Genomic DNA, 26,093 nt, shown 5'->3' on the forward strand with positions numbered 1-26,093 from the left:
TCCTGGTCGAGCCGCACCGGGAGGTGCGGGCCATGCGAGGGATTCGCATGACGGAACGAAGCGAAGGCGCACGCCGATGGCGGTTGTCCCCTGTGACCGGAACGCATGCCGTGGCACACGAAGCTTCCCTACGCCGGTATGAGCCGGATCAGGTTCGAAGGGTATGTCTCAACCGAGGCCCGATGGCCGCGGTACCCCCGCTTCGGGCGGCATTAGACCACAAAGCGGTGACACCTGGCCCGGTGCGCCGCGTCATCGCCTGCTAACGGAATCGTGACGTCCCGTTCAGTAACATCCCGCCCCGGTGCGATGCCCTGCTGGCCGCGCCACGGTGCTCGTCCACCTTTCCCTGCCCGGCCCTGGCGCCGGCCCTCGCTGCAAGCCCCGGCTCGCTCCCCTCAATCGCTCTTGATCGGAGACGCTCCTTCATGGTGTTTCGTGTTTCCATCGCACTGGTCGCCGTACTGGTGCTCCTGGCCGGCATTGCGCCCGGCCCCTTCAACGACGTGGTCCAGGCCACGCTGACGCATGTCGTGCGCGGCGCGGGCTGGATGTACCTGTTGATCGTGTTCCTCACCCTGACCTTCCTGCTGTACCTGGCGTTCGGCCGCTTCGGCAACCTGCGCATCGGCGGCGAGGACGCCGAGCCGGACTTCTCGCGCGCCAGCTGGCTGTCGATGCTGTTCGCCGCCGGCATGGGCATCGGCCTGGTGTTCTGGGGCGCGGCCGAGCCGATCTCGCACTTCGTCACCCCGCCGGAAGGGCTGCCGCCACAAGGCATGGACGCGGCGCGTGCCTCGATGCGCTACGCGTTCTTCCACTGGGGCCTGCACCCGTGGGCGATCTACGCGCTGATCGGGCTGGCGATGGCCTGGTTCCAGTACAACCGCAACGGCCGGGGGTTGATCAGCGACATGCTGCAGCCGGTGATCGGCCGCCATCACCGCGGCGCGTTCGGCAAGCTGGTGAACATCGCCGCGGTGGTGGCCACCGCGATCGGCGTCGCCACCACGCTGGGCTTCGGCACCATCCAGATCTCGGCCGGCCTGCAGCGCGTGTTCGGCATCACCGCCGACGTCCCGCTGCAGATGACGGTGATCGCGGTGGCGTTCGTGCTGTACATGATCTCCACCACCAGCGGCGTGGAGCGCGGCATCAAGTGGCTGTCCAACTTCAACCTGGCCCTGGCCGCGCTGCTGTTGGCCGCGGTGCTGGTGCTGGGCCCGACCGGCTTCATCTTCGACACCTTCACCACCACGCTGGGCTCCTACCTCAACCAGCTGGTGACGATGAGCCTGCGCATGTCGCCATTCTCCGGCAGCACCTGGGTGGCCGACTGGACCATCTTCTACTGGGCCTGGTGGATTGCCTGGGCGCCGTTCGTCGGCGCCTTCATCGCGCGGGTGTCACGCGGCCGCAGCGTGCGCGAGTTCGTGGTCGGGGTGGTACTGGCACCGACCGTGCTCGGCTTCCTGTGGTTCTCGGTGTTCGGCGGCACCGCGCTGTGGTCGCAGCTGTTCGGCCATGCCGACCTGGTGCAGGCGCTGGGCAACGGCTACGAGACGGTGCTGTTCACCCTGTTCGACAGCCTGCCCGGTTCGCTGCTGCTGTCGTGCCTGGCACTGGTGCTGCTGATGATCTTCTTCGTCACCTCGGCCGACTCGGCGGTGCTGGTGTTGGCCAGCATGTCCACCGACGAGGCTGGCGACCCGCCGCTGTCACGCAAGCTGGTGTGGGGCGTGGCGGTGGCGCTGATCGCCGCGGTGCTGCTGCTGGCCGGCGGGCTGGACGCGCTGCAGGGCATGATCACCATCGCCGCGTTGCCGTTCGCGCTGCTGATGGTGCTGGTGATGGTGTCGCTGTACCGCGTGCTGGACGCCGAGTCCAACCGCCAGCGGCGGCTGGCGCAGCGCGGACGGCACCTGATCGAGGCCTGGATCGAACGCGAGCAGGCCGCGCAGGAGGATGCACGCGCGGAAGCCGCGCGGAACGTGGGCGGGGATTGAGGCAAGGGCCTTACCCCTCCCCGGCCCTCCCCTTCGCCTGTGGCGAAAGGGAGGGGGCGAAGCAGAAGCAGGAGCAGAAGCGGAGCGCAGGCGACACAGAGAGCTTTCAGCTCTTGGCTCTTGGCTCTTGGCTCTTGGCTCTTGGCTCTTAAGCTCCTCCCCCTCCCTTTCGCCGCAGGCGAAGGGGAGGACCGGGGAGGGCTGCTTCTGCTTCCCCGAACAGCCCAGCTCAGTACCCGGCCGCCTGCCCGTCCTTGCGGCTCTCGGAAGCGCCGTAGTACACGCCGCTCTCCGGATCCCGCATGATCGCCTGGTAGCCGCCATACGGACCATCGGCGAACGTCACCCGGTGTCCCCTGCGCATCAGGCTGCGCACGGTTTCCCAACTGAAGCCGGTCTCCAGGTTCACTTCCCCACCGTCGCTCATCGCCGTGCCCTGCCCGGTCGGTTCGCTGGAGCCTTCGTGCTGGATGCGCGGCGCATCGCCGGCTTCCTGCAGGTTCATGCCGAAGTCCACCAGGTTCATCACGATCTGCGCATGCCCCTGCGGCTGCATCGCCCCGCCCATCACGCCGAAGCTGGCAAACGGCTTGCCGTCCTTGGTGATGAACGCCGGGATGATGGTCTGGAACGGCCGCTTGCCCGGCGCGTAGCCGTTGGGATGGTCCTGCTGCAGCACGAACATCTCGCCGCGATCCTGCAGGATGAAACCCAGCCCCGGCGGGGCCATGCCGCTGCCCATGCCGCGGTAGTTGGACTGGATCAACGACACCATCATGCCGTCGGCATCGGCCACGGTCATGTAGATGGTGTCGCCCTGCTCCAGCTGCTTCGGCGTGCCCGGCTGGGCTTCCTTCAACGCCTTGTCCATCGAGATCAGCGCACGCCGCTGCGCCGCATAGTCCTTGGACACCAGGCGTGCCACCGGTGCCGGCGCGAACGCCGGATCGGCGTAGAAGCGCGCACGGTCGGCGAAAGCCAGTTTCTTGGCCTCGACGAACAGGTGGATATGCTCGGGTGATCCGAACGGGATCTTCGAGAAGTCGTAGCCTTCCAGGATGTTGAGGATCTGCAGCGCGGCGATGCCCTGGCTGTTGGGCGGCAGCTCCCACACGTCGTAACCCCGGTAGTTGCTGCTCACCGGCTCGACCCATTCACCGTGGTGCGCGGCCATGTCCTCGTAGCTGAGGAAACCACCGTTGGCCTTGAAGTAATCGCCAATGGTGCGGGCGATGTCACCCTTGTAGAACGCATCGCGGCCACCGTCGGCGATCTGCTGCAGGGTGTTGGCGAGATTGGGGTTGCGCCACATCTCGCCCTTGCGCGGCGCATGGCCATTGACCGTGAACTGCTCGGTGAAACCGGGGTACTGCGACAGCCGTGGTACCGAGCGGTCCCAGTAGTAGGCGATCACCTCGGCCACCGGATGGCCGTCGCGCGCGTAGCGGATGGCCGGGGCCAGGTTGTCGGCCATCGGCTTGCGGCCAAAGCGCTCGTGCAGCGCGAACCAGCCATCGACCGCACCGGGCACCGATACCGGCAGCGGCCCGGTGGCCGGGATTTCCTTCAACCCGCGGCGCTGGAACTCGGCCAGCGTCAGCGAACGCGGCGATCGGCCGGAGCCGTTGTAGCCGTACAGGCGCTGCGTCTTCGGATCCCAGACGATGGCGAACAGGTCGCCGCCCACACCGTTGCCGGTGGGCTCCATCAGGCCCAGCGCGGCATTGGCGGCGATGGCCGCGTCCACCGCCGAACCGCCGCCCTTCATCACGTCCAGCGCGATCTGGGTAGCCAACGGTTGCGAGGTGGCTGCCATGGCATGCGGCGCGATGACTTCCGAGCGCGTGGCGAATGCGTGACCGGTGACACGGTCGGCGGCGGACGCCGCGCACAACGAGACGGATAAGACCGCCAGGAACAGGATGGGACGCAGCATCGGCGGGCTCCGGTGGGATGGTCCGGCGAAAGTAGCCCACCGCGCTGTCTTACGCACGTCTTACGCCCGCACCGTATCTAGCTCCTCCGAAACAAACCCGTCGCCCTGCTATGGCCACGGCGGCATCCGGTTCTTCCAAAAGGGGCTCTTCCAATGCAAATGCGATCCAAGCGCCATCAGGGCGGCTTCACTCTGGTCGAGATGGCCGTGGTCCTGGTCATCATCGGCGTGATCATCGGCGCGGTGATGATCGGCCGCGACGTGCAGCGCAACGCCGAATACACGCGCATCAAGCAGAAGTTCGTCGACCAATGGGTGGTGGCCTACAACAGCTACCACCAGCGCTTCGGTGCTCCGGTGGGTGACAACCAGGCCGCGCCGCGCCTGATGGTCGCCGGCAAGGAGTACGACATCGACATGGCCAACAACACCGCCAGCAAGGGCGCAATCTGCAATGGCTCGGCCTCGACCAAGAGCGACCAGCCGGTGACCGCCGCCTCGCAGGACGGCGACAAGCTGCGCGACTTCATGCGTGGCGCCGGCATCAGCCTGCCGCCGGGCCGCGGCGAGGGCTTCGAGGACCGCTACGTCTACCTGGACACCAACGGCAACCCGCAGGAAATCCAGGTCTGCTTCCAGTGGAACCCGGCCGAGACCGCCTCCGGCGCCGGCAACGTGATGGTCATCTCCGGCCTGACCCCGGACCTGGCCCGCTCGCTGGACCAGATGATCGACGGCAAGCCCGACCCGCAATCCGGCGCGTTCCGCCAGGTGGGCCTGAACAAGCGCAGCGTGGGCAGCAATGCCGACGCCGAGAGCATGGAGTGGAAGGGCAACAACACCAACAAGGCCGGCTCGGCCGGCGCGGCCAACTCCAACGTCGCCGGTGGCGGTGATGACACCGACCAGGTCATCACGCTGGTCGCCCATTACAAGATGAACCAGTAAATCCATGGACATCGCCTCCCTGCTGGGCCGGCTGCGCCGGTCCCGACGTCTCTCCCTGATGATCTTCGCGGTGACGTTGCTGGCACTCGTGGCCACGGCCGTGTGGTTCATCTCCGCACGCAGCAGCCTGGCCCGTGCCTACGACCAGCTCAGCACCCGCAACGAGCTGCTGTCGCAGGCGCGGATGGCCCAGCAGGAGGCGCAACTGAAGGTCGACAACGCCGGCTCCGCCCGCCAGCTGCTGGAGCAGCTGGAAGGGTTGGGGATGGAGCCCACCGGCTGGGGCGAGCGCCTGATCAACCTCAACCAGACCCAGCTCTCGCGCATGGATGCCGACGCCCTGCTGGGCGGCATTGCTCCCAGCCCCGATCGCATCTTCGGTGCGGACGTGTTCGAGCTGTCGGTGACCGACCCGACCGAAGGACTGTTCCACCTGCCCACCACGTTATCCGACCGCCCGCCGGCGCCGTTGTCGCTGACCCTGCGCGGCAGCCTGCTGTTCCGCACCGCCGGTGGCCCGCTGCCGCCCCAGAGCACGCCGGGAGGCGCGCAGCCATGAGCATGCAGAACATCGTCCAGTTGCCCGGGCGCTGGCTGACCTTCGACCAGGACCGCGTGACCGTCAGCGACACCCGTCCGCGCCTGGAAGGGCCGGCCTGGCTGTTCGCCGAATTCGAAGGAGGCAACAGCGGCGTGATGTCGCTGGAAGGCAGTTCGGCGCACGCCGTCGCGCTGATCGAGAAGCGCCTGCGCGCCGATGGCCTGATCGACGGCGAAGGCAAGATCCTGATCCACAAGAACCGCTCGATGGGCGCGGGCTACCAGACCCTGTTCACGGCGGTGCCGCTGGATACCTGGCAGCAGACCTATGCCTGGGCCGAAGCGCAGCCAGACCATTGCCTGGTGGTGCCGCTCACCTCGCTGATGTGGCGCACGCTCAAGGCCGGCGATGGCCTGGTCGTGCACAGCGGACGGCAGATGAGCGTGCTGGCGCTGCGCAAGCACGACATCATCCACCGCGCCTCGATGGCCTACAGCGAGGACGCCTCGGACCTGTCGATGACCGCCGGCGCGCTGGCCCAGCAGGTGGCCGACGACCTTTCGCGCAACGACGAGGAAAGCGAACCGCTGCAGTTCCGCTGGTGCTCGTTGTTCGTGCCGGCGACCGAACCGGGCCAGGCCCCGGCCAACCAGCAGCTGGCCGAGATCTTCGCGGTCAACACCGGCTGCCAGGTCAAGCAGGTGCCGATGCAGGTCTACCACGATGCGGAAGGCCAGGCGTGGTCCAGTGGCATCGCGTGGATGGCCGCACAGGCGTCGCCGCGCGATGCGGTCAACCCCACCGCCAGCCGTGCGGCCTACCTGGCCGAATGGGCGCTGCCGCTGGCGTCGGCGGCCTCGCTGCTGATCGCCATCGCGCTCGGCACGCTTGGCACACGCTGGATGCTCGCCGCGCACGACGCCAACGAGCGCAGCGAAACGATCAGCCAGGAGATCACCTCGCTCGAGGAGCAGGCCCGCCAGCTGTCCGGCAAGGCCGCCATGCCGCCGGGGTTCGACGCCGCCATGCAGTTCGTCAACAAGGCCAAGACCCTCACCGACGGATTGGATCCGGTCACCGGGCTGGAGTCGATACGCCTGGCCGCGCAGGACGAGGTACGCGTCCTGCGCGTGCGCGTGGAGCAACCCGCACCGGGGCAGGCCACCGCCGCGCCTCGCACCCTGCGCGTGGACGGCATGGTCGACGCCGACCGCGGAACGCCGGGCATGCAGATCGCCACCTTCGTCGAGCGGTTGCGCCGCGAAGGCTTCGACCCCGAGCCGCTGGATCCGCAGTCCGGCGGTGCCACGCGCGCCGGTGGCGGCGTCTTCTCCTACCTGCTCAAGCGCCCCACCCCGGCCGGCACCGACACCACCACGGAGCCCACCACGTGAAGAAGAAATACATCGCAATGACGGCCCTGTGCTGCTGGCTGGGGGTCTCCGGCTGGTTGGCATCGATGGTCGTGGCCAAACCGGCGGTGTTGTTCATGGGCAACAACGCCGAGGAAAGCCCGGAAACCGCACGGCTGCGCGCCTCGATCCAGCGCAACCGGCAGGTGCTGGACATGGCCAGCACGCTGCGCCCGCAACCGCGCTTCGAAAGCGCCGGGCTGATCGCCGTTCCCGAACAGGCCGCGCCCGGCAGCCTGCCCGGCGGCACAGGCGCCGCCGCTGCCGCCGCGGTGCTGCCGGTCGCGCCTGCGTCCCTGTCACTGGTGGTCACCGCGGGCGGACGCTCCACTGCCGTCATCAATGGCACGCCGGTCCGCCAGGGCTCGCGCCTGGAGGACGGCACCCGGGTGCTCGCCATCGGCAACAACTGGGCGCGCGTGCGTGATGCCGCCGGCAACGTGAGCACGCTGCGCGTGCGCCACATCGGCCAGGCGCCGGACGCCAGCGAGGGCAGCCTGTGAACGCCCACCTCAAGATCGTTGTCGGCGCAGGGGCGGCCATCCTGATCGGTGCCGCGCTCGTGCTGGCACTGCGCAAGGGTGAGCCCGCGGCTCCGCCGGCGCCCGCGCCGGCCGCCGTCGTCGATGCGGCACCGGCACCGGCAGCGCCCACGCCGCCCCCGGCCGATGCCACGCCCGCGCCGTGGGAAACCGGCCCTGCCATGCCGACGGCGGCGGCACCGGCCACCGCAGCGATGCGCGTACCGCCCCCGCCGACGTCCCCGGACGCACAGATGCGCACCGCCATCGCGCAGATGGAACGGCAGATGGCGCAGAACGAGGCGCAGGCCCACGCCATGCTGCGCCAGCTGAACACCGCGCAGGCCACCGGCAGCCTGCCGCCGGGAATGAACGTCGAAGCGGCGCGCACCAACATCCAGATCGCCTTGAAGGCGCAGCAGCTGGGCCGCGAGATGGTCGCGCTCAGCCAGCAGCCCGATTCGCCAGCGCGCCAGCAGCGCATGAACCAGATCAGCACCGAACTGATCGCGCTGCGCGAAGGGCTGCGCTACGACGTCAACACGCCCGCCGCGGCGAAGGCCGCGCCCTGACATGCGCAGCCTCCGCCGACAACGCGGATTCAACCTGCTCGAGCTGACGGTCGTGGTGGGCGTGCTTGCCCTGCTGACCAGCGCGGCGACGGGCACGTATGAGATGTTCCAGCAGTCCCGCAGCCATACCGCCAGCCGCGCGCAACTGGGTCAGGCCCGCCTGGCGCTGCGCGCCTTCACCCTCCGCAACAAGCGCCTGCCCTGTCCGGACAGCAGCCCGCAGGGCGACGCCGGGCGCGAGAACGGTGGGGCCAGTGGCTGCGCCGCGGGACTCACGGTTGGCTGGCTGCCATACGAAAGCCTGGGCCTGGCCCTGCCCGACCGCAACGCGCGCATCCGCTACGCGGTCCACCGCAGCAGCACGGCGGACCTGGCCAGGCCGTCCGCGGCCAGCGCCGAGTTCAGTGACCAGGACGGATCGGGCGGGCTGCTGGCCGCGCTTGCGCGGGCCGCGCAGGCCACGCCCGTCACCGCGTTGCCGTTCTACAAACTGCCCGCCGCCAACGCCGCCTACCCGACCGAAACCCCGTCGAGCCCGGACCTTCCCTGCGATGGGGGTGGCGAAACCGTCAACCCTGCCTACGCGCTGATCGCCCCGGGAATGGACATGGACCAGTCCTCGGGCAACGCGCCCGGCTTCGACACGATGAACAACGCCATCGCCCGCGGGACCGCCCTGTGCATGGCGCCGCCGGAACGGCCATCGAGCTTCCGCTACGACGACCAGGTCCTGGCCGAATCCAGCACCACGCTGCTCGGCTGGCTGACCTCCCTTGAACGATAAGCAACCGATCCCGCATACCTCCGAGGCCTTGGAAATGACTAGCTGCCACCGCAGAAACCCCCACCAGCCGCAGTTGCGCCATCTTCCCCGGCTGCTGGCCGGCGGCATCGGCTCGCTGATGCTGGCGGCATGCACCAACATGCCGCCGCGCAGCGTGCAGGACCTGCCACCGGTGGAGCACAAGGCACTGGAACGCACCAGCACCGCGCTGGCCGAAGAGTCGGCCAAGTTCCTTGAGGCCCAGGACAAGCGCCTGGCCAGCCTCGAGCACAAGGGCACCCGCACGCCCACCACCACGCCACTGGCACCGGTCTACGACCCGCTGGAGCACAGCGTGGTCAGCATCAGCATGTTCGATGCCGACGTCGGCCAGCTGCTGTGGGCGCTGGCCGGCGAGCTGAAGATGAACCTGATCGTGGACCCCAGGGTGCTGGAGCAGAAGCAGCGCTCCAGCCTGCAGCTGAGCAATGTCTCCGCGCGCGAGGTGTTCAACCACATCCTGGATGCGTTCGACCTGCATGGCGAACTGCGCGGCGGTGCACTGGTGGTCAGCCAGACCAAGGAACGCATCTTCAACGTGGACATGCTCAACTCGGTGACCTCGCTGGAGCTCAACAGCGGTGGTGACGTGTTCGGTGCCGGCATGCAGGGCGAGGGCGGCGCGGGCCAGTCCCTGCGGGGCTCGCTGTCGATGAGCGGCAGCGTCGGCAAGGACAACGACCCCTACAAGCAACTGGCCGCCGCGCTGGACGTGATCCTGGACGCGGACAAGAGCAAGCAGGCGCCCGCACCCACCGCACCGGACCAGCCCAAGCCGCCGGCGGTCGCCAGCTACAACCTGGATGCCGGCAGCGGCACCCTGTTCGTGCGTGCCCGCCCCTCGCAGATGCGCGCCGTCGAGCAGCTGATCGAACACAACAAGCAGAAGCTGCGCCGGCAGGTGCTGGTCGAGGCACAGATCCTGGACGTCTCGCTCAATGACAGCAGCAACTACGGCGTGGACTGGAACCTGCTGCGCGACCGCGTCGCCGGCATCTACGGCGACACCGCCGCCACCATCCTGCCCGATGCCAACACGCCGCTGTCCTACGACGGCCTGACCCGGCTGGGCCAGCAGCCGCGCACCATCACCTTCCCCAACCAGACCCTGGGCTCCAGCCTCGGCCGGGCGATGGGCCTGAGCTACACCACCGACACGTTCTCGGCGGCGGTCAACGTGCTGCGCGGCTTCGGCAACGTCAAGGTGCTGTCCAACCCCAGCGTGCGCGTGCGCAACGGCAGCCCGGCCTACCTGAGCGTGGGCACCAACATCCGCTACGTCACCAAGTCCACCAGCAACTTCTCCAACACCGGTGGCAGCGGCGGCTCCTACAACCAGTCCACCGACATCCAGACCGACTCGCTGTTCTCCGGCGTGGTGATCGGCGTGGCGCCGATGATCCACGAGAACGGCAGCGTCGAGCTGCTGGTGCACCCGATGCAGACCGAGGTCGATGCCAGCAGCCTGACCCTGCGCGAGTTCCCCAACGGCAACGCGGTCACGCTGCCGCAGGTCAACGTCAAGGGCATCACCACCACCTTGAACCTGCGCGACGGCGACACCGTGATGCTCGGCGGCCTGATCGACCAGAACGCCTCGCTTGATGACAAGGGCATCCCCGGCCTGTCCGATGTGCCGGTGTTCGGCCGCATGTTCGGCTCGCGTGCCAAGACCCACACCACCCGCGAACTGGTGCTGGTACTGCGGGTAAAAGTGCTGTGAGCCTGATCTACGACGCATTGCGCCAGAACGGCACGGCGTCGCCCCAGGCCACGGCCACACCGGTAGCACGGGCCCGCGGCGGCGGCCGGCGCACCGGCTACCTCTGGCTGGGCGCGACCGGCAGCGTGCTGCTCGGCTATGCGCTGGTGCATGCGCTCTCCGGCAATGCCGCGCCGCCGGTGGCCACCACCGCGACGCGGGCACCGCTGGCCGCGCCTGCCGCAGCGCCGGCAACGGCGTCGGTGGCGGCACCGGTTGCGGTCGCAGCGCCGGCACCGGTTGCCGCGGCCGCGCCCATCCCCCCTTTGCCGCCACTGGGACCGCGGGCCGCCACCCGCACGTCGGCAGCGCCCGTCGCCGGCAGCGACGTGCCCGCGCCGGCAACGCCCGCCCCACGCCTGGCCACCACGCCGTCCGGGCAGGAGGTGGTGCACGTGCAGTCGCAGCAGATGAACATCACCGTCAGCACCCGCCGGCCGGCCCGCGACGCCGCCCCTGCGGCGGACACCAGCGCCCGCATTCCCGATGCACTGGCCTCGCTGCAGCGCGCTGTCGTGCAGGGCGACGCCGCTACCATCGAGCAGCAACTGCAGGCGTTGCGCCAGCTGCTTCCCGCCGACAGCCTGACCCTGCTGCGCAACGAAGCCTGGGTTGCACACAACCGCGGCGACCTGGTCACCGCCGAGGACCGCTACCGGCAGATCCTGTCGCGGGTCCCGGAGGACACCCAGGCCGGGGTCAACCTCGCGCTGCTGGAAGCCGGACGCGGCCAGACCGACGTCGCGCAGGGCCGGCTGCTGCGCCTGGCCGCGGAGAACGGCGACTCCAGCATCATCGCCCAGGCACTGGCTCAGATCCGCGGAACGCCGCAATGAACCCGGCCACCCGCCAGCACCTGCAGCAGCTGGGCCTGGACCGCTCGCCGTTCCCGCCCACGCCCGACAGCGCCGCCTACTTCCAGACCGATGCGCTGGAGCGCGAGCTGGTCGAGGCCACGCATTGCCTGCGCACGCGCTCGGGCTTCGTGCTGCTCACCGGCGAGGTTGGCACCGGCAAGACCACTTTCCTGCGCCGCCTGATGTCCACGCTGGAACGCGAGGACATGGTGGTGTCGCTGGTGTTCAACACCTACCTGCAGGGCAATGACCTGCTGGCGGCGGTGCTGCGTGACTTCGGCCTGCCCGCCGAGGGCAGTGCCGCGGACAACATCGACCGCCTCAACCGCTTCCTGCTCGAGCGCTGGCAGCGCCAGACCACCTGCGTGCTGCTGATCGACGATGCCCAGAACCTGGACATCGAAAGCCTGGAACTGCTGCGCCTGCTCACCTGCCTGGAGTCGGGGCAGGAGAAGCTGTTGCAGATCGTGCTGGCCGGCCAACCGGAACTGCTGCAGGTGCTGGCGCAACCGGCGATCCGCCAGCTCAGCAGCCGCATCAGCAAACACGCCCAGCTCTGCGCCCTGGCCCGCGACCGCACCGGCGACTACGTGCGGTTCCGGCTGGACAGCGCCGGCGCCGACGGCGCCATCGCGCTCGATGAAGCGGCGATCACCGCCCTGCACCGCGCCAGCAACGGCAACCCACGCCATATCCACCAGATCATGGACCGCTGCCTGTATGGCCTGTACGGCCAGGCCGCCGGTCCACGCCGGATCGATGCCGCGCTGATCCGCACCGCCGCCGCCGAAGCCGGTGTGCAGCGCCGTGCGCGCGCGCGTCGCTACCCGTGGGCACTGGCGGCGTCGCTGGGCGGGCTGCTGGCCGTGGGTGGGCTGGTCCTGTCACTGCGTCCGGGCGACACCCATGCCGAGCCGGCATCGACGGTGGCGTCGGCATCGCCCGCAGCGGCCAGCGCCGCAACCGCGCCCCCACCGCAGCACTGCCTTGCACGTCTGGGTGACGGCGCACGGCGCCAGGTCCAGGTGCCTTCCGGCGCTGCCCCCTACCTGCGCCAGCACGACGACCTGTGCGTGCAAGCCACCGCGCAGGGCGCACTGGTCACCTTCGTACCGCGTGTGCCGGACGCCGACCTGCTGCAACAGCAACCCAATACCCGCCTGCAACAGCTGCAGTACCGCCTGCGGCAGCAGGGGCACTACGACGGCCAGCTCGATGGCCGCTTCGGCCCGCTGACGCAGCGGGCGCTGCGCCGCATGCAGCAGCACAACGCCCTGCCGGCAACCGGGACCCCGGATGCACTGACCCTGCACCTGCTGGCCCTTCCCGCCGCGCACGCCGACTCCCCGAACGACATGGATCCTTCCCGCAATGGCCACGGTTGATTCCCGCATCCCCTCCGCCTCCGCCAGCTCCACGCAGGGACTGGTCAGCCTCGAACAGGCCAAGCTCGGCGTGCTGCTCAACGAGCAGGGGCTGCTGGACCCCATCCAGCTGCTGTACGCCCGCCAGAAGAACCTGGTCGAGCAGACCAGCTTCGGCCGCTTGCTGATCCGCCACGGCCTGGCCAATGAATCGGACATCGTGCGCACCCACGCCGGCATGCTCGGCATCGAGTTCACCCAGGTCGAAACCCTGCCGGTGGCCGAGCCGCAGATCCTGGCCATGTTCAACCGCGAGCTGTGCCAGATGCGGCAGTTCCTGCCGCTGCGCCGCGACGGCGAGCAACTGGAGGTGCTGCTCGGCGATGCCGACCCCACCGCGGTGGCGCAGCTCGTGCTGCAACGCTGCGGCCTGCGCTGCCGCTTCCTGCAGGGTGAGTACGGCAAGGTCGCGCGGCTGATCCGGCAAACCTACTACTTCGCGCAGAACCCGATCGAGGCGCTGCTGGAGAAGGAGATCCGCCGCCTCGCCACCGACAACGACCACGCCTACAGCCCGGAGAAGCTGCTGGACTACCTGCTGCACCTGGCCGTGCGCGAGCGCACCACCGACATCCACATTTCCCCGTCCGAGCACAGCCTGCACGTGCTGTTCCGCGTCGATGGCGTGCTGCGCCCGATGTGGGCCATGCCCAACTCGCTCAGCCGCCTGCTGGGCTACATCAAGCTCGCTTCGGAAATGGACATCTCCGAGCAGCGCCGCCCGCAGGACGGCAGCTTCCGCGCCACCGTGCTGGACTCGGCGCTGACGGTGCGCGTGTCCACCCTGATCACCGAATCCGGCGAGCGCATGGTGATGCGCCTGCTGCCCGAGCACAGCGACCTGGCCGGGCTGGAGGAACTGGGTTTCTTCGCCGAGGACGTGGCCCTGCTCGAACGCCTGTTCGCCAAGCCGGCCGGGCTGATCCTGATCACCGGTCCCACCGGCTCGGGCAAGAGTTCCTCGCTGCACGCCGCACTGCGCATGCAGTCGCTGATCGAGCGCAATGTGCTGACCGTCGAGGACCCCATCGAGTACCGCGTGCCCGGTGCCGGCCAGACCGAGGTCAACCGCCGCGCCGGCTACGAGTTCGGCTCGGCCCTGCGCCACTTCCTGCGCCATGACCCGGACGTGATCCTGCTCGGCGAAATGCGCGATGCCGAAACCGCGCAGGCAGCCGTGGAAGCGGCGGCCACCGGCCACCTGGTGCTGTCCACCCTGCACGTCACCACCGTGTTCGGCGTGGTGCCCCGCCTGCGCCCGCTCGGCCTGGAAGCGCAGGTCATCGCCGACAACCTGCTGGCCGTGGTGAACCAGCGCCTGGTCCGCCAGGTCTGTCCGTTCTGTGCCACGGACGTGCCGTTCACCGACAAGGAATGCGCATGGCTGGAGCTGCCCGTGGGCAGCAGCGGCCGGCGTGGCGGCGGCTGCGACCGCTGCCGCGGCAGCGGCTACTACGGGCGCCTGCCGGTCTACGACATCATGGTGGTCGACGAACCGCTGGCCAACGGCATCGCCGATGACGTCAGCCGCGAGACCCTGCGCGGGCTGGCGATGGGCGCCGGCTTCAAGGGCATCGAGCAGGTCGCGCGCGCGCGCGTCATCGCCGGCCAGACCACCAGCGAGGAAGTCCTGCGCGTGGTCGGCGTGGGCCCGGCGCCATGAACGTCTACTACTACCGGCTGCTGCTCTCCAACGGCCGCGTGCGCGCCGGCGTGACCCAGCTGGCCGTCGAGCACGACGCCTCCGCGCGCCTGTGGCTGGAGAAGAACTTCGATGCGGTGGTACTCAAGCTGTATCGCTTCCCCGGCTGGCTGGCCGAGACCCAGCGTTCGCTCACCCACCTGATCAAGCCCAGCATCAAGCCGGTGGAACTGGCCGGCATGCTGCGCGACCTGGCGGTGATGACCAGCAGCGGCATCCCGGTGATGGAGGCGCTGCGTGCGGTGGCCAACGAGATCAGCACCGGCCGCGTGTCCAATCCGGCCCGGCTGGCACGCCGGCTGCTGGACGAACTGGATGCCGGCGCCTCGCTGAGCGATGCATTCGGCCGCTATCCCGACGCCTTCCCGGAAACCGTCCGCAACCTGGTCATGATCGGCGACGAGACCGGCTCCATGGACAGGATGCTGATGGAGGCCGCCGACCACGTCGAGCGCATCTCGCGGATGACCGCCGATACCCGCCAGGCGCTGATCTACCCCGCGTTCGTGTTCTCGGCCATCTTCGCCGCCGGCGGCTTCTGGATCTACTACGTCATTCCCAACCTGTCCGACCTCTTCAAGCAGATGAACGCCAAGCTGCCGCCGCTCACCATCTGGGTGATACGCAGCTCGGAGTGGCTGATCGGGCACATCGTGATGATCCTGGCCGGGCTGGCCGCGCTGGTGTTCGTGCTGTGGGTCACCTGGCGCTACAGCCGCCGCTTCCGCCGCGCCATCCACTACACGCTGCACCGGCTGCCGATCGCCAAGACCATCATGTTCTCCTCCGGCCTGGCCTTCTTCACCGAGTACATGGCGCTGCTGATCCGCGCCGGCGTGGACATGGTCAGCAGCCTGCAGGTGATGGAGCGCGCCATGCGCGACGAGTACTACCGCGACCGCATCATCGCGATCCGGCAGGTCCTGGAACGTGGCGATCGGGTGTCCTCGGCGATGCGCCAGGTCGGCGGCTTCCCTTCGATGATGGTGCGCATGATCAGCGTCGGCGAGGACACCGGCACGCTGGACAGCCAGTTCTCGCGCCTGTCCGAGGAATACAGCCTGCGCCTGCAGCGCCTGATCACCAACCTGTCGGAAATCATCAAGCCGGTCGTCGTGCTGTTCGGCGGCGGCATGTTCGTCTTCCTGATCGTCGCCCTGCTGCTGCCGGTCTATGACCTGGTGCAGCAGGCGATCACCTCGCCGCAGCTGTAAGGAACCGCGCCACCATGAAACCCATCAACCACAGCCGCGGCTTCACCCTCATGGAGATGTCGGTGGTGCTGGTGATCATCGCGTTGATCCTCGGCGCGGTCACCGTCGGCCGCGACGTCTACCGTGGTGCCGTGGCCGAGCGCATCAGCAGCGAGTTCGTGCAGGGCTGGATCCTGGCCTACGACCGCTACGCCAGCCAGACCGGCCGGGTCCCCGGCGACAACGCGCTCACCGGCATGATCGGCGGTGGCACCGCCGCCACCGCGTTGTGCGGCACTGCGCTGGTCGACGAGATGCTCAAGGCAGGCGTCACCCTGCCCCAGGGTGCGATGGAAGGCCGCCAGGAAACCTACGTCTACCAGGACCGCAACGGCCTGCCGCAGCGCCTGCAGGTCTGCCTGCAGGCCATCACCGACTGGCACGAGCCGATCAGCGCCAGCGGCTACGCCGCTCGTACGCGCAACGTGCTGGTGCTGCATGGGCTCACCCCCGAACTGGCGCAGCAGCTGGACCAGCGCATCGACGGCAAGGTCGACGCGCGCGTTGGCCGGGTGCGCGAGAAGCGCCCGGGCACCGGCAAGGTCGCCGCGCCGACCGAGGATGCCGCCTGGTCGCGCGATGAGACCAGCAACGCCAACACCAGTGCCGATGCCGCCAGTGCCACCGTCATCGCCTACATCAAGATGAGCCAGTAACCGGATATCGCTCGCATGCATACCCCTTCCCGCGATCATCTCCCCATCCTCGGCTGCATCCCCGGCGGCCACCCGCAGCGGGGCTTCAGCCTGCTGCAGGTGATGCTGCTGCTGATGCTGGTCGGCGTGGCCGTCGCCGCCGGCGCGCTGCTGCTCAATGCCCGGCGCCCGGCCGAACAGGCCGTCCAGCAGCAGGAATACCTGCGCTGGGCCGATGATGCGCTGGCCGCCTACGCCGCCGCGCACGCCCGCCTGCCCTGCCCGGCCACGCGTTGGACCGAGGATCCGGCCGCGGTCATCGAAGACTGCAGTGCCGAGGCCGGCACCAGCAATGCGGTCGGCTTCCTGCCCCTCGCGTTGTTGCCCGGCGCGCGCGAGATCGGGGCTGGCGCCGCGCCGATCCGCTACTCGGTCTCGCAGGGCGTCACCGGCATCGCCGCTGGCGGCACCAGTGCCCGCCAGCCCGGGCTGTCGGCGACCGGCGATGCGTTCATCCCGCTCGACCCGAGCGGCGAGCCCTTCGAGGACTACGTGGACCCGGCCGAAGGACACGGAAACGGCCTGGACTTCTGCGCCGCGCTGGACCAGAACGCGCTGCCCGGGGCCACCGCGGACACCTACGCCACCAGCACCGACGCCCAGGGCAATGCCCTCAACATCGCCTATGGGCTGGTCGCCGCCGGCCCCGTCGCCGGAACCCAGGGCCGCTTCGACAGCGCTGCCTCGGCCGCATTGCCCAGCCCGGCCCGGCCCGGCGACATCGACTACGACGATCGCACCCGCCTGCGTACCTTCGCCTCGCTGGCACCGCTGGTCGGCTGCCGCCAGTACGCGGCGATGGCCGCCGCCGACGCCCCCACCAACGTCTCGCTGCTGTCGATGGAAGTGCTGGCCGGCGCGGTCGCCAACCACGCCACGGTGGCCGACTTCCAGGACACCAACCTGGGCAACGGCGAGGCCCAGGTGCGTGATGCGGCGTTCGCCCAGGCCATGGCCATCACCGGGTTGACCCTGAGCGTGCTCGGCGCGGTCGACATCTTCGACTCGGCGGTCTGGAACGCCATCTCGCTGACCACCTCGGTGATCACCTGCATCGCCTCGCTCGGCACGGTCTGCGTCGGCGTGCCGTTCGACACCGCCGCCGTCATCATCAGTGCCATCGCCATCAGCTACTCCGCCGCCGCGGTGGCGCTGAACTCGGCGGCGCTGGCCCCGATCGGGCTGGCGCTGGATGCCAACGTCAAGGCGCGTGACCGTGCCGCGGCATCGGCCAAACCCGCCACCTCGTCCGTCGCCGACGTGCTGGAGACCATGCGCCAGACGCTGTACGGCGGCACCCGCGAGTACTGCAAGCAACGCCTGGACCCGAAGACCAAGCTCCCCGTGCAGAAGAAGGACAGCAACGGCGAGCCGGTGTGGCAGGCCAACGGCGCGCCGGAGTTTGAATGCGACTGGGTGACCGAGGACCAGCCCGGCATGGCCGCGCAGATCGACAGCGCCAAGGCGGTCGAGGCCAAGCTGGTCGATGCCGCCGCGGTATACCAGGACAAGCGCATGTCGCACTTCAGCGACACCTGGATCTCCTATCGCATGCATCTGGGCAACTCCGCCGGCAAGTACAAGGAAACCGTATGCGTGGCCGCCGCCGGTGGCAGCTACGACTATGTCAACGGCAGCTGCGTCGTGCTGCCCACCGAGAGCCACGTGGGCGGCTACACCTGGGTGACCCGCTTCAAGCCGATCGCCTATCAGGACGCCCGCAGCAAGCGCGACCTGGCCCAGCGGTGGGCCGACATCCAGCGCACGGTGGAAGAGCTGGAAAGCGCCTACCAGCAGAAGGTGGACGCCGTGAAGCAATGGGTGAAGCTGGTCGACAGCGCGCACAAGGACGCCGAGGACATCTGCCGGCAGGCCACCAACGCCGAAAGCCAGCAGGTCTGCCGCAACTCGCGCGACAAGGTGACCTACATGCGCAGCTGCACCTACACGGTCATCAACGACGACGGCAGCACCGCCATTGTCGATGAGATGCACCCGCCCGCCGGCCAGGAGATGAACGAGGGCGCCCAGTGCACGCCCATGCTCGAGCGCGACCGCGACCTGACCAAGGCGGCGCTGGACGACGCCAAGCAGCGGCGCACCAGCGCCAAGTCCAACTACGACAGCCAAAGCTCGCCCTACCTCCAGTACCCGGGCGATTGGAGCAAGGCCATGATGGAGATCGATGGCGAGCAATCCACGTTCACCTGGATTTCCGGCACCATCCGCCGCTATGCCGACATGCCGACCGACGGCAGCAATGGCCAGCGCCTGATCGAGGATATCAACTACGACGGTGATTTCCGCTGCGTGCTTGACCCCGGCAGATGCGGCACCGAGAAGAGCACCTATTCCTATGCGCGTGCCTACTCGGACTGGGTGCGTGCAAGGGATGCCGCCGCCGAAGCCACGCGCAACCGCATCGAGAACGAAACCCGCTTCAAGGAACTGGAAGCCCAGTACAACGCGCTGAAGGACATGGCCCCGCCTGGCTCCGTCGACGACTACAGCATCGCCGTGGGTGCCAGCGCCATCCTCGGCAAGGCCGACACGCGCGGTGCGGTCGGCGCCCGCAAGGCAAGCCCATGAGCGGCCCGTGCGTGCGGCGGCAACGCGGCTTCAGCCTGGTCGAGATCGCCGTGGCCCTGCTCATCGCCGGCCTGGTCAGCGCGGCGGTGTTCACCCTGATCCCGATCGGTGGGCAGGTACTCAAGGCCGACCACGACGAACGCCTGCTCGCGCAGGCCGAACAAGCGCTGCTCGGCCATGCCCGCGCGAAGCTGCGCCTGCCGGCGGCCGACAGCGATGGCGACGGGCGCCCCGATCCGGGCAGTACCTCGGGCTGGCTGCCGGTGCGCGAGCTCGGCCTGCCGGGTGATGCGCGCATCCTCTACAGCGCCCATGCCGCGCTGCTGGCGGCACCGGGCAACGTGTATGCACCGCACCTGGCCGGCGCGGAGGTCAGCTCGCCGACCAACGGGTTGGACCTGTGCCTGCACCTGCAGCAGGTCCAGGCCAATGGCACCCCGTTGGCCGGGTTGTCCATGCCGGCGGCCTACGCGCTGGGCATGCCGAACGAACGCGGCCAGGTCGGCGACGCCCAGGCCGCGGCGCGCGCGCTGGCGCTGCCGGGCGCCGCGCCCGTGGCCGGCAGCCTTCCCGGCCTCACGCTGGCCGCCGGCGTCGGCGAGCTGTCCAGCCGGCTGGCCTGCGCCGACCGCCTCGGCCGCGCACAGGGCGCGGCCCAGTCCGCCGCCGCGGCCTACAGCATCGCCGAGGTGGCACAGTTCAACTACCGCTTCCGCAAGTTCGACGTGCGCACCAACGAAGCGCTGCTCAAGGCCGCCGAGACCGGCGTCGCCGCCGCGGCCGCGTCACTGGCATTTGCGATCTTCGATGAAGCCATCGCGGTGTTCCTGACCACCACCGGCAATTTCGAAACCGGCTTCAAGATCGCGCTGGCGGTGATGGAACACGCCAATGCGCTCGCGTCCGTCGGCTATGCCGTCTTCCTGGTGAAGATGGCCGATGACGACCTCAAGGGCGCGCGCGAGTCCCTGGCCACGGCCAAGGACATCGCCGCCCGTGCCAGCACCCGCAACGACCTGGCCGCGCACGCGCGCGACCAGGCGCTGCAACAGGCCAAGGCCCTGGACATCGCGGGGATCGACAAATGACACACCGGCAGATCCGTGTGCCGCGCCGCAGGCCGGCGGGCTTTTCGCTGATCGAACTGACCATCGCCTTGGTGGTGCTGGGCATCATCGGGGTGTTCCTGGCCCGTTGGCTGATGCAGAGCAACCAGGAGGCCCGGCAGGTCACCCAACGCAGCCTGCTGCAACGCGCCGACGATGCGCTGCTGGCCTACGCCGCCGCCAATCATCACCTGCCGTGCCCGGCCACCGGTGACAGCGGCGTCGGCGACTGCAGCGTCGCCCAGGGCTTCCTGCCCTACCGCGAGTTGGGTTTGCCGGACCAGCGCGCCGCACGGATCGCCTATGGCGTATTCCGCGACAACGCGATGTCCGGCGTGGACCCGGACATCGCCAGCATCGACGCCGACCTCACCCGTGCGGTGGATCGCGCGCCGTCCCTGCAGATGCTCAACAACGCCACCAGCAACAGCGTGGCCGCGCTGGTCAAGCTGCAGGACACCTGCGCCACGCACCCGGAAGCGGGCTGCGCGTCGGTGCCGAACCTGCAGGTCAACGGGCTGGACTTCTGCTACGCGCTGCGTAGCGGCATGAACGCCACCGGCAAGGACAGCTTCCTGCACAGCCGGCGCACCGAAGGGGCCGGCAGCGCGGTGCTCGGCAACATCGCCTACGCGCTGGCCACCACCTCGCTGGACGCGGCGGCCCCATCGGACCCGGTGATCGACTCCCCGCGCGCCGGCAGCAACGTCGGCCAGCTGCGCCGGGCCGTCGGCTTCGAACAGTTGTGGAGCCGCCTGCGCTGCGGCGAGGCCACCGGCGCGGCCCTGCACGCGCATGCCAATGCCGCCGTCGCCGCCGCGCTCAACGTGCCGGCGATGGTCGACTACAAGGAGCAACTCTCCATCATGACCGAGCTCGCCGAGGCCGGGAACAAGAGCGCCGACGCCGACATCGTGCTGGCCACCGGGCAGATCGCCTCGGCGGTCGCCGGCATGTTCGACACCGCCTCGGAGGTCAGCCAGACCAAGTTCGTGTGGACCTGGCGCACCGGCTTCGCCGCCGCCGGCCTGGGCAGCGCGATCGGCGGCGTGGTCGCCGCCGCCGCGATGAAGGGCATCGCCGTATCCAACGTCAACATCGCGCGGACCACCCAGAGCGCCTTCGGCACCGGCCAACCCACCGGCTCAGATGCGGACCAGACCGTCTACGCGCTGGACCAGAAGGCCCCGGTCATCGCCCGCCGGGTGGACCTGGAAGCCCGCCGCGCCGACCTGCTCGGGCTCTCCCCCGGCAAGGCCCAGCATGACGCGGCCGACGCACTGCGCTGAGCCTGCCTGCTGCCACCGGCCTGCCACCGCTGCAACAGGCGAAGGGCGTGCCTGCGCACGCCCTCCACTGCCACCACGAGGGGAGATCGGGGCGTTACCCCAGCACCATGCCGCTGATCCGCCCGCGCTCCATCCGCAATCCGGACGTCACCTCGCCGGCCAGTGCGCCCACCCCGTTGGAGATCTGCGCGAGCAGCTGGCGCAGTTCCACGCTGGTGTCCAATCCCAGTTCGGCGCGGAGCATGACTTCGAACCGCTGGTACGCCTTCACCGCCGCCGCCCGCATGCCTCCCCCGGCATGGGCCCGCATCACCCGCTGTGCATGCGCCTCGTTCCACGGGTCGTGCAGGCTCAGCGACCGCGCCATCATCGCCGCGCGCTCCCACTGCTGGCTGGCCAGCAGCTCGTCACAGCACTTCTCCGCCGCGTCGATCAGGCGACCGTCCAGCTCCTGGCGGGTGGTTTCCAGCCAGCTGTGGAAGTCGATGCCGGCGATGTCATCCATCCCGTCGAGGAAGCAGCTCTGCCGCGCCAGCATGTACACGGCCTGGCAGGGCGCCAGCTGCAGCAGGTCGATGTCGAAGCGCACCTGGTCGTCGCGGAACAGCCCCACGCTGCCGCGCTCGATGCGCAGGGCGTCCGGTCCCAGCGCGTTGCTGCAGTAGCGGTTGAGGTTGCTCAGCACCTGGCGCAGGTTGGTCAGCGCGCTGGTTTCGCTCAGCGACGGCCACAGCAGGGCCGCCAGCGCGATGCGCGAATGCTTGCGGTTAGACTCCACCGCCAGGTAGCCCAGCAGTGCCCAGCCCTTGCGGTAGATCAACGGTGCCGGCAACCCCTGGCTGGCGCCCATCAGCTGGACCAGCCCACGTTCGGTCGCCACGTGCGCGCCGCCGCAGGATGCTTCGCACCCGGCGTGCGCCGCCTGTTCCGATACCAATGCCATGATTTCCCCCGGATGGGCCTCAGCCATTGAGCCCCTTACCTGTTAAACCGGCAAAAGCGTCCCGATCCCATCACCCCGGCACGAAAAACGTTCACGCGCGCTCGACAAACGCCCGATTCCCGCGCAACGCGGGCGCCACCAAGCCGCGCCGCGCGTAGGTTTCAACCGCAACCAAGCAGCCGTGGCGGGGCTTGCGCGCCGTTCACCGGCAATCACAACTGCAAGCATTGACAGCGCCGGCGGACGGTGGTTATCTCGACCCCATGCTGCAACGCCACAACGCCACCGCCCACCTGACTTCGACCCCGGCTTCCGCCGCGGCGTCGCTGCTCGTACTCGTACTTATTACCGAGCCAACAGGTGCGGGGCAGACTGGCGCGTAGCAGAAAAACAGCCAGATTCGACTAAAGACCCCGCGCCGACCCCGGTGCGGGGTTTTTCGTTTCCAGCTTCTATTTCATCTGAAACCATGTATCCGACCGATTCCACCATGCACAAACACACCGCCTGCAACGCCCCGTGCGCCGCATCGGCCTGCATGGCGATCGCCCTCCCCGACCCGGCCGCCGCGTCCTGACGCGACGGCCGTTTCTTTTTTCACTGCACGTTTTCTCTTCATCGCAAGGAACCCAAGCACCATGAGCACCAACGAACTGCCCCAGATCAAAATCGCCGTCATCGGTTACGGCAGCCAGGGCCGCGCCCATGCACTGAACCTGCGTGAATCCGGTTACGACGTGGTCGTGGGCCTGCGCGCCGGTGGCCCGACCGAAGCCAAGGCCCAGGCCGACGGCTTCACCGTCAAGGCGCCGGCCGAGGCGGTCAAGGAGGCCGACCTGGTCGCCGTGCTGACCCCGGACATGGTGCAGAAGAAGCTCTACAACGACGTGCTCGCGCCGAACATGAAGCAGGGTGCATGCCTGCTGTTCGCCCATGGCCTGAACGTGCATTTCGGCATGATCGCGCCGCGCGCCGATCTGGACGTGGTGCTGGTCGCGCCGAAGGGCCCGGGTGCGCTGGTCCGTCGCGAGTACGAAATCGGCCGTGGCGTGCCGTGCATCTACGCCGTCTACCAGGACACCAGCGGCAAGGCCGAGCAGTTCGCGCTGGCCTATGCCGCCGGCCTGGGCGGCGCGCGCGCCAACATCATCAAGACCACCTTCAAGGAAGAGACCGAAACCGATCTGTTCGGCGAGCAGGCCGTGCTGTGCGGTGGTGCGTCCTCGCTGGTGCAGGCCGGTTTTGAAACGCTGGTCGAAGCCGGCTACCAGCCGGAGATCGCCTACTACGAAGTGCTGCACGAACTGAAGCTGATCGTGGACCTTTTCTACGAAGGCGGCATCACCCGCATGCTGGAGTTCATCTCCGAGACCGCGCAGTACGGCGACTTCGTCAGCGGCCCGCGCGTGATCGATGCCTCGGTCAAGGCGCGCATGAAGGATGTGCTGACCGACATCCAGAACGGCACCTTCACCCGGAACTGGGAAGCCGAGTACGACGCCGGCCTGCCGAACTACAAGAAGTTCCAGCAGGCCGACAAGGAGCATCCGATCGAGAAGGTCGGCAAGGAACTGCGCGCCAAGATGGTCTGGTTGCAAGGTCAGACCGCGTAATCACGCGGCGGTCCCCCACCCGCTCAACGCAAAGGTCGCTGCATGAACACTTCCACCCACGATGCGCCACGCAACGGCGCACGCTGGCTGACGCAGGCCCTGGAGGCCGAAGGCGTGCAAACGCTGTTCGGCTACCCAGGTGGCACCATCATGCCGTTCTACGACGCACTGGTGGATTCCAGCCTCAAGCACATCCTGGTACGCCACGAGCAGGGCGCGGCGCTGGCCGCCAACGGCTATGCCCGCGCCAGTGGCAAAGTAGGCGTGTGCGTGGCCACCTCCGGCCCGGGGGCCTCGAACCTGGTCACCGGCATCGCCGATGCGATGCTCGACTCGGTGCCGATGGTGTGCCTGACCGGCCAGGTCGGCACGCCGCTGCTGGGCACCGATGCGTTCCAGGAACTGGATGTGTTCGGCATGACCATGCCGATCGTCAAACACAGCTGGCTGGTGCGCAGCGTCGATGAGCTGCCGCACGTGGTGGCCGAGGCATTCCGGGTCGCCCGCGAAGGGCGTCCCGGCCCGGTCCTGATCGACCTGCCCAAGAACGTGCAGCTGGCCGATGCCTCGCATCTGCCCGACCACGTGCCGGCGGCGGTCGATCCGGTGCCGGCACCGGCCGCTGAACGCCTGGCCGAGGCACTGGCCGCCATCGCCCAGGCCGAGAAGCCGGTGATCTACGGCGGCGGCGGTATCGCCCTGGCCGATGCGGTGGAGGATTTCCGCCAGTTCGTCGAGGCCAGCGGCATTCCGACCGTGCTGACCCTGCGTGGCCTGGGCGCACTGCCGGCCAACCATCCGCAGTACCTGGGCATGCTGGGCATGCACGGCACCCGAGCGGCCAACATGGCGGTGCAGGAGTCGGACCTGCTGGTCGTGGTCGGTGCACGTTTCGACGACCGCGCCACCGGCAAGCTGGCCGAGTTCGCCCCGTTCGCACGGGTCATCCACCTGGATGCCGATGTCTACGAGATCTCCAAGCTGCGCGGTGCCGACATCCCGGTGCCGGGCAATGTCCGCGACGGCCTGCGCGCCCTGGCCGGCGAACGCGCCCACTGCAACGCCTGGCGGGCCCGCTGCGCCGCCAACCGCGAGAAGTTCACCGCCCGCTACGACGCACCCGGCGAGCAGATCTACGCCCCGCGCCTGCTCAAGCGCCTGAGCGAAGTGGCCCCGCCGGACACCGTCATCGCCTGCGACGTCGGCCAGCACCAGATGTGGGTGGCCCAGCATTGCCGTTTCAACGACCCGCGCAATCACCTGACCTCCGGTGCGCTGGGCACGATGGGCTTTGGCCTGCCGGCGGCGATGGGCGCGCAGTTCGCCTGCCCGGACCGCACCGTGGTGCTGGTCTCCGGCGATGGCAGCTTCATGATGAACGTGCAGGAGCTGGTGACCATCGCCCGCTGCAAGCTGCCGATCAAGATCGTGCTGCTGGACAACTCCTCGCTGGGCATGGTGCGCCAGTGGCAGGAGCTGTTCCATGCCGAGCGCTACAGCGAGATCGACCTGTCCGACAACCCGGACTTCGTCGCGCTGGCGCAGGTGTTCGGCATCCAGGCCAGGCGCATCATCCACCGCAACGACGTCGAGGACGGCCTGGCCGAACTGTTCGACGCCCCCGGCCCGATGCTGCTGCACGTGGCCATCGATGCCCGCGCCAACGTCTGGCCGCTGGTGCCGCCGAACAACGCCAACAGCACCATGCTGGACAGCAACCCCGCCCACGCCAAGGCAACGCAGGAGAGTTCCAATGCAATACCGGCTTGACCTGGTGCTGAAGCCTGCCGAGGGCGCGCTGGTGCGCGTGATCGGCATGGTCGAACGCCGCGGCTTTTCCTTCAGCAACATCGCCGGCAGCCGCAACGCCGACGATGCCGGACGCTGGCACGTGCAGATGGACATCGACGGCACCCGGCCACCGGAAACCCTGCGCCACCAGTTGGAAAAGGTCTACGACTGCGAATCGGTACGCGTGGTACCGGTCGCCGGTGCCAGCGCATGAACAGCGACGTAGGTGTACGACCGGGGAATCGGGAGCAGGGGCTGCAGGCCCCGCGTGCCAATGCGGCACGGGTACAACGGAGGCGTCTTCTTCAAC

21 protein-coding genes and 1 riboswitch are annotated in these 26,093 nt (G+C 68.8%); of the genes, 19 read left to right on the forward strand and 2 right to left on the reverse strand.

The window, feature by feature from the left end; genetic code table 11:
* Window positions 1-107: 107 nt before the first annotated feature.
* Window positions 108-209, reverse strand: a riboswitch (TPP riboswitch).
* Between the two features lie 219 nt (window positions 210-428).
* Window positions 429-2,006 (forward strand): BCCT family transporter, encoded by a 1,578-nt coding sequence (locus IB227_RS11860; protein ID WP_192287567.1) that lies wholly within the window; start codon window positions 429-431, stop codon window positions 2,004-2,006.
* Between the two features lie 229 nt (window positions 2,007-2,235).
* Here the strand turns inward: IB227_RS11860 and ggt are convergent, their stop codons facing one another.
* A complete protein-coding gene (gene ggt, locus IB227_RS11865; RefSeq protein WP_192287568.1) occupies window positions 2,236-3,942 on the reverse strand; it encodes a gamma-glutamyltransferase in 1,707 nt (568 codons plus the stop codon).
* 153 nt (window positions 3,943-4,095) lie between these two features.
* Here ggt and IB227_RS11870 point away from each other — a divergent pair, with 153 nt between their 5' ends.
* The 15 genes from IB227_RS11870 to IB227_RS11940 all read left to right on the forward strand — a co-directional run bounded on the left by IB227_RS11870 (window position 4,096) and on the right by IB227_RS11940 (window position 21,436).
* Window positions 4,096-4,890, forward strand: a complete 795-nt coding sequence (locus tag IB227_RS11870) for a prepilin-type N-terminal cleavage/methylation domain-containing protein (protein ID WP_192287569.1) — start codon at window positions 4,096-4,098, stop codon at window positions 4,888-4,890.
* Between the two features lie 4 nt (window positions 4,891-4,894).
* A complete protein-coding gene (locus IB227_RS11875; RefSeq protein WP_192287570.1) occupies window positions 4,895-5,449 on the forward strand; it encodes a hypothetical protein in 555 nt (184 codons plus the stop codon).
* The gene (locus tag IB227_RS11880; RefSeq protein ID WP_192287571.1) at window positions 5,446-6,825 is read left to right on the forward strand and encodes a hypothetical protein; all 1,380 of its coding nucleotides are present in this window, start codon (window positions 5,446-5,448) and stop codon (window positions 6,823-6,825) included. Before IB227_RS11875 ends, IB227_RS11880 begins: the two co-directional genes overlap by 4 nt.
* Window positions 6,822-7,346: a hypothetical protein gene (locus IB227_RS11885; protein WP_192287572.1), complete on the forward strand. Its 525-nt coding sequence runs from the start codon at window positions 6,822-6,824 to the stop codon at window positions 7,344-7,346. Before IB227_RS11880 ends, IB227_RS11885 begins: the two co-directional genes overlap by 4 nt.
* A complete protein-coding gene (locus IB227_RS11890) occupies window positions 7,343-7,936 on the forward strand; it encodes a hypothetical protein (RefSeq protein ID WP_192287573.1) in 594 nt (197 codons plus the stop codon). The genes IB227_RS11885 and IB227_RS11890 overlap by 4 nt, the downstream gene beginning before the upstream one ends.
* A gap of 1 nt (window position 7,937) precedes the next feature.
* The gene (locus IB227_RS11895; protein WP_192287574.1) at window positions 7,938-8,720 is read left to right on the forward strand and encodes a type II secretion system protein; all 783 of its coding nucleotides are present in this window, start codon (window positions 7,938-7,940) and stop codon (window positions 8,718-8,720) included.
* 73 nt (window positions 8,721-8,793) lie between these two features.
* Window positions 8,794-10,482, forward strand: coding sequence for a pilus (MSHA type) biogenesis protein MshL (gene mshL / locus IB227_RS11900; RefSeq protein WP_225591806.1), 1,689 nt, complete (start codon window positions 8,794-8,796; stop codon window positions 10,480-10,482).
* Window positions 10,479-11,357 carry a tetratricopeptide repeat protein gene (locus tag IB227_RS11905; RefSeq protein ID WP_192287575.1) on the forward strand — a complete coding sequence of 293 codons (879 nt, stop codon included), beginning with the start codon at window positions 10,479-10,481 and terminating at the stop codon, window positions 11,355-11,357. The genes mshL and IB227_RS11905 overlap by 4 nt, the downstream gene beginning before the upstream one ends.
* Entirely contained in the window at window positions 11,354-12,763 is a 1,410-nt protein-coding gene (locus IB227_RS11910; RefSeq protein ID WP_225591807.1) for an ExeA family protein, read from the forward strand. Before IB227_RS11905 ends, IB227_RS11910 begins: the two co-directional genes overlap by 4 nt.
* Window positions 12,750-14,465, forward strand: a complete 1,716-nt coding sequence (locus IB227_RS11915) for a GspE/PulE family protein (protein WP_192287576.1) — start codon at window positions 12,750-12,752, stop codon at window positions 14,463-14,465. Before IB227_RS11910 ends, IB227_RS11915 begins: the two co-directional genes overlap by 14 nt.
* Entirely contained in the window at window positions 14,462-15,718 is a 1,257-nt protein-coding gene (locus tag IB227_RS11920) for a type II secretion system F family protein (RefSeq protein WP_192287577.1), read from the forward strand. The genes IB227_RS11915 and IB227_RS11920 overlap by 4 nt, the downstream gene beginning before the upstream one ends.
* Window positions 15,719-15,732: 14 nt before the next feature.
* Window positions 15,733-16,413, forward strand: a complete 681-nt coding sequence (locus IB227_RS11925; protein WP_192287578.1) for a prepilin-type N-terminal cleavage/methylation domain-containing protein — start codon at window positions 15,733-15,735, stop codon at window positions 16,411-16,413.
* Between the two features lie 15 nt (window positions 16,414-16,428).
* Window positions 16,429-19,041, forward strand: coding sequence for a hypothetical protein (locus IB227_RS11930; RefSeq protein ID WP_192287579.1), 2,613 nt, complete (start codon window positions 16,429-16,431; stop codon window positions 19,039-19,041).
* Complete coding sequence (locus IB227_RS11935; protein ID WP_192287580.1) at window positions 19,038-20,129, forward strand: prepilin-type N-terminal cleavage/methylation domain-containing protein; 1,092 nt, start codon at window positions 19,038-19,040, stop codon at window positions 20,127-20,129. Before IB227_RS11930 ends, IB227_RS11935 begins: the two co-directional genes overlap by 4 nt.
* A complete protein-coding gene (locus IB227_RS11940) occupies window positions 20,126-21,436 on the forward strand; it encodes a type II secretion system protein (protein WP_192287581.1) in 1,311 nt (436 codons plus the stop codon). The genes IB227_RS11935 and IB227_RS11940 overlap by 4 nt, the downstream gene beginning before the upstream one ends.
* 94 nt (window positions 21,437-21,530) lie before the next feature.
* Here IB227_RS11940 and IB227_RS11945 read toward each other — a convergent pair whose 3' ends face one another.
* Complete coding sequence (locus IB227_RS11945; RefSeq protein ID WP_192287582.1) at window positions 21,531-22,379, reverse strand: BTAD domain-containing putative transcriptional regulator; 849 nt, start codon at window positions 22,377-22,379, stop codon at window positions 21,531-21,533.
* 638 nt (window positions 22,380-23,017) lie between these two features.
* Here IB227_RS11945 and ilvC point away from each other — a divergent pair.
* From ilvC to IB227_RS11960, 3 genes are read left to right on the forward strand one after another with little or no spacing between them, the layout of a single operon-like run.
* Window positions 23,018-23,992: a ketol-acid reductoisomerase gene (ilvC, locus tag IB227_RS11950; RefSeq protein WP_192287583.1), complete on the forward strand. Its 975-nt coding sequence runs from the start codon at window positions 23,018-23,020 to the stop codon at window positions 23,990-23,992.
* Between the two features lie 42 nt (window positions 23,993-24,034).
* Complete coding sequence (gene ilvG / locus IB227_RS11955) at window positions 24,035-25,762, forward strand: acetolactate synthase 2 catalytic subunit (protein WP_192287584.1); 1,728 nt, start codon at window positions 24,035-24,037, stop codon at window positions 25,760-25,762.
* Window positions 25,746-25,997: an ACT domain-containing protein gene (locus IB227_RS11960; protein WP_132865539.1), complete on the forward strand. Its 252-nt coding sequence runs from the start codon at window positions 25,746-25,748 to the stop codon at window positions 25,995-25,997. Before ilvG ends, IB227_RS11960 begins: the two co-directional genes overlap by 17 nt.
* Window positions 25,998-26,093 lie beyond the last annotated feature (96 nt).

The organism is Stenotrophomonas sp. STM01 (assembly GCF_014852135.1).
Lineage (GTDB): Bacteria > Pseudomonadota > Gammaproteobacteria > Xanthomonadales > Xanthomonadaceae > Stenotrophomonas > Stenotrophomonas capsici.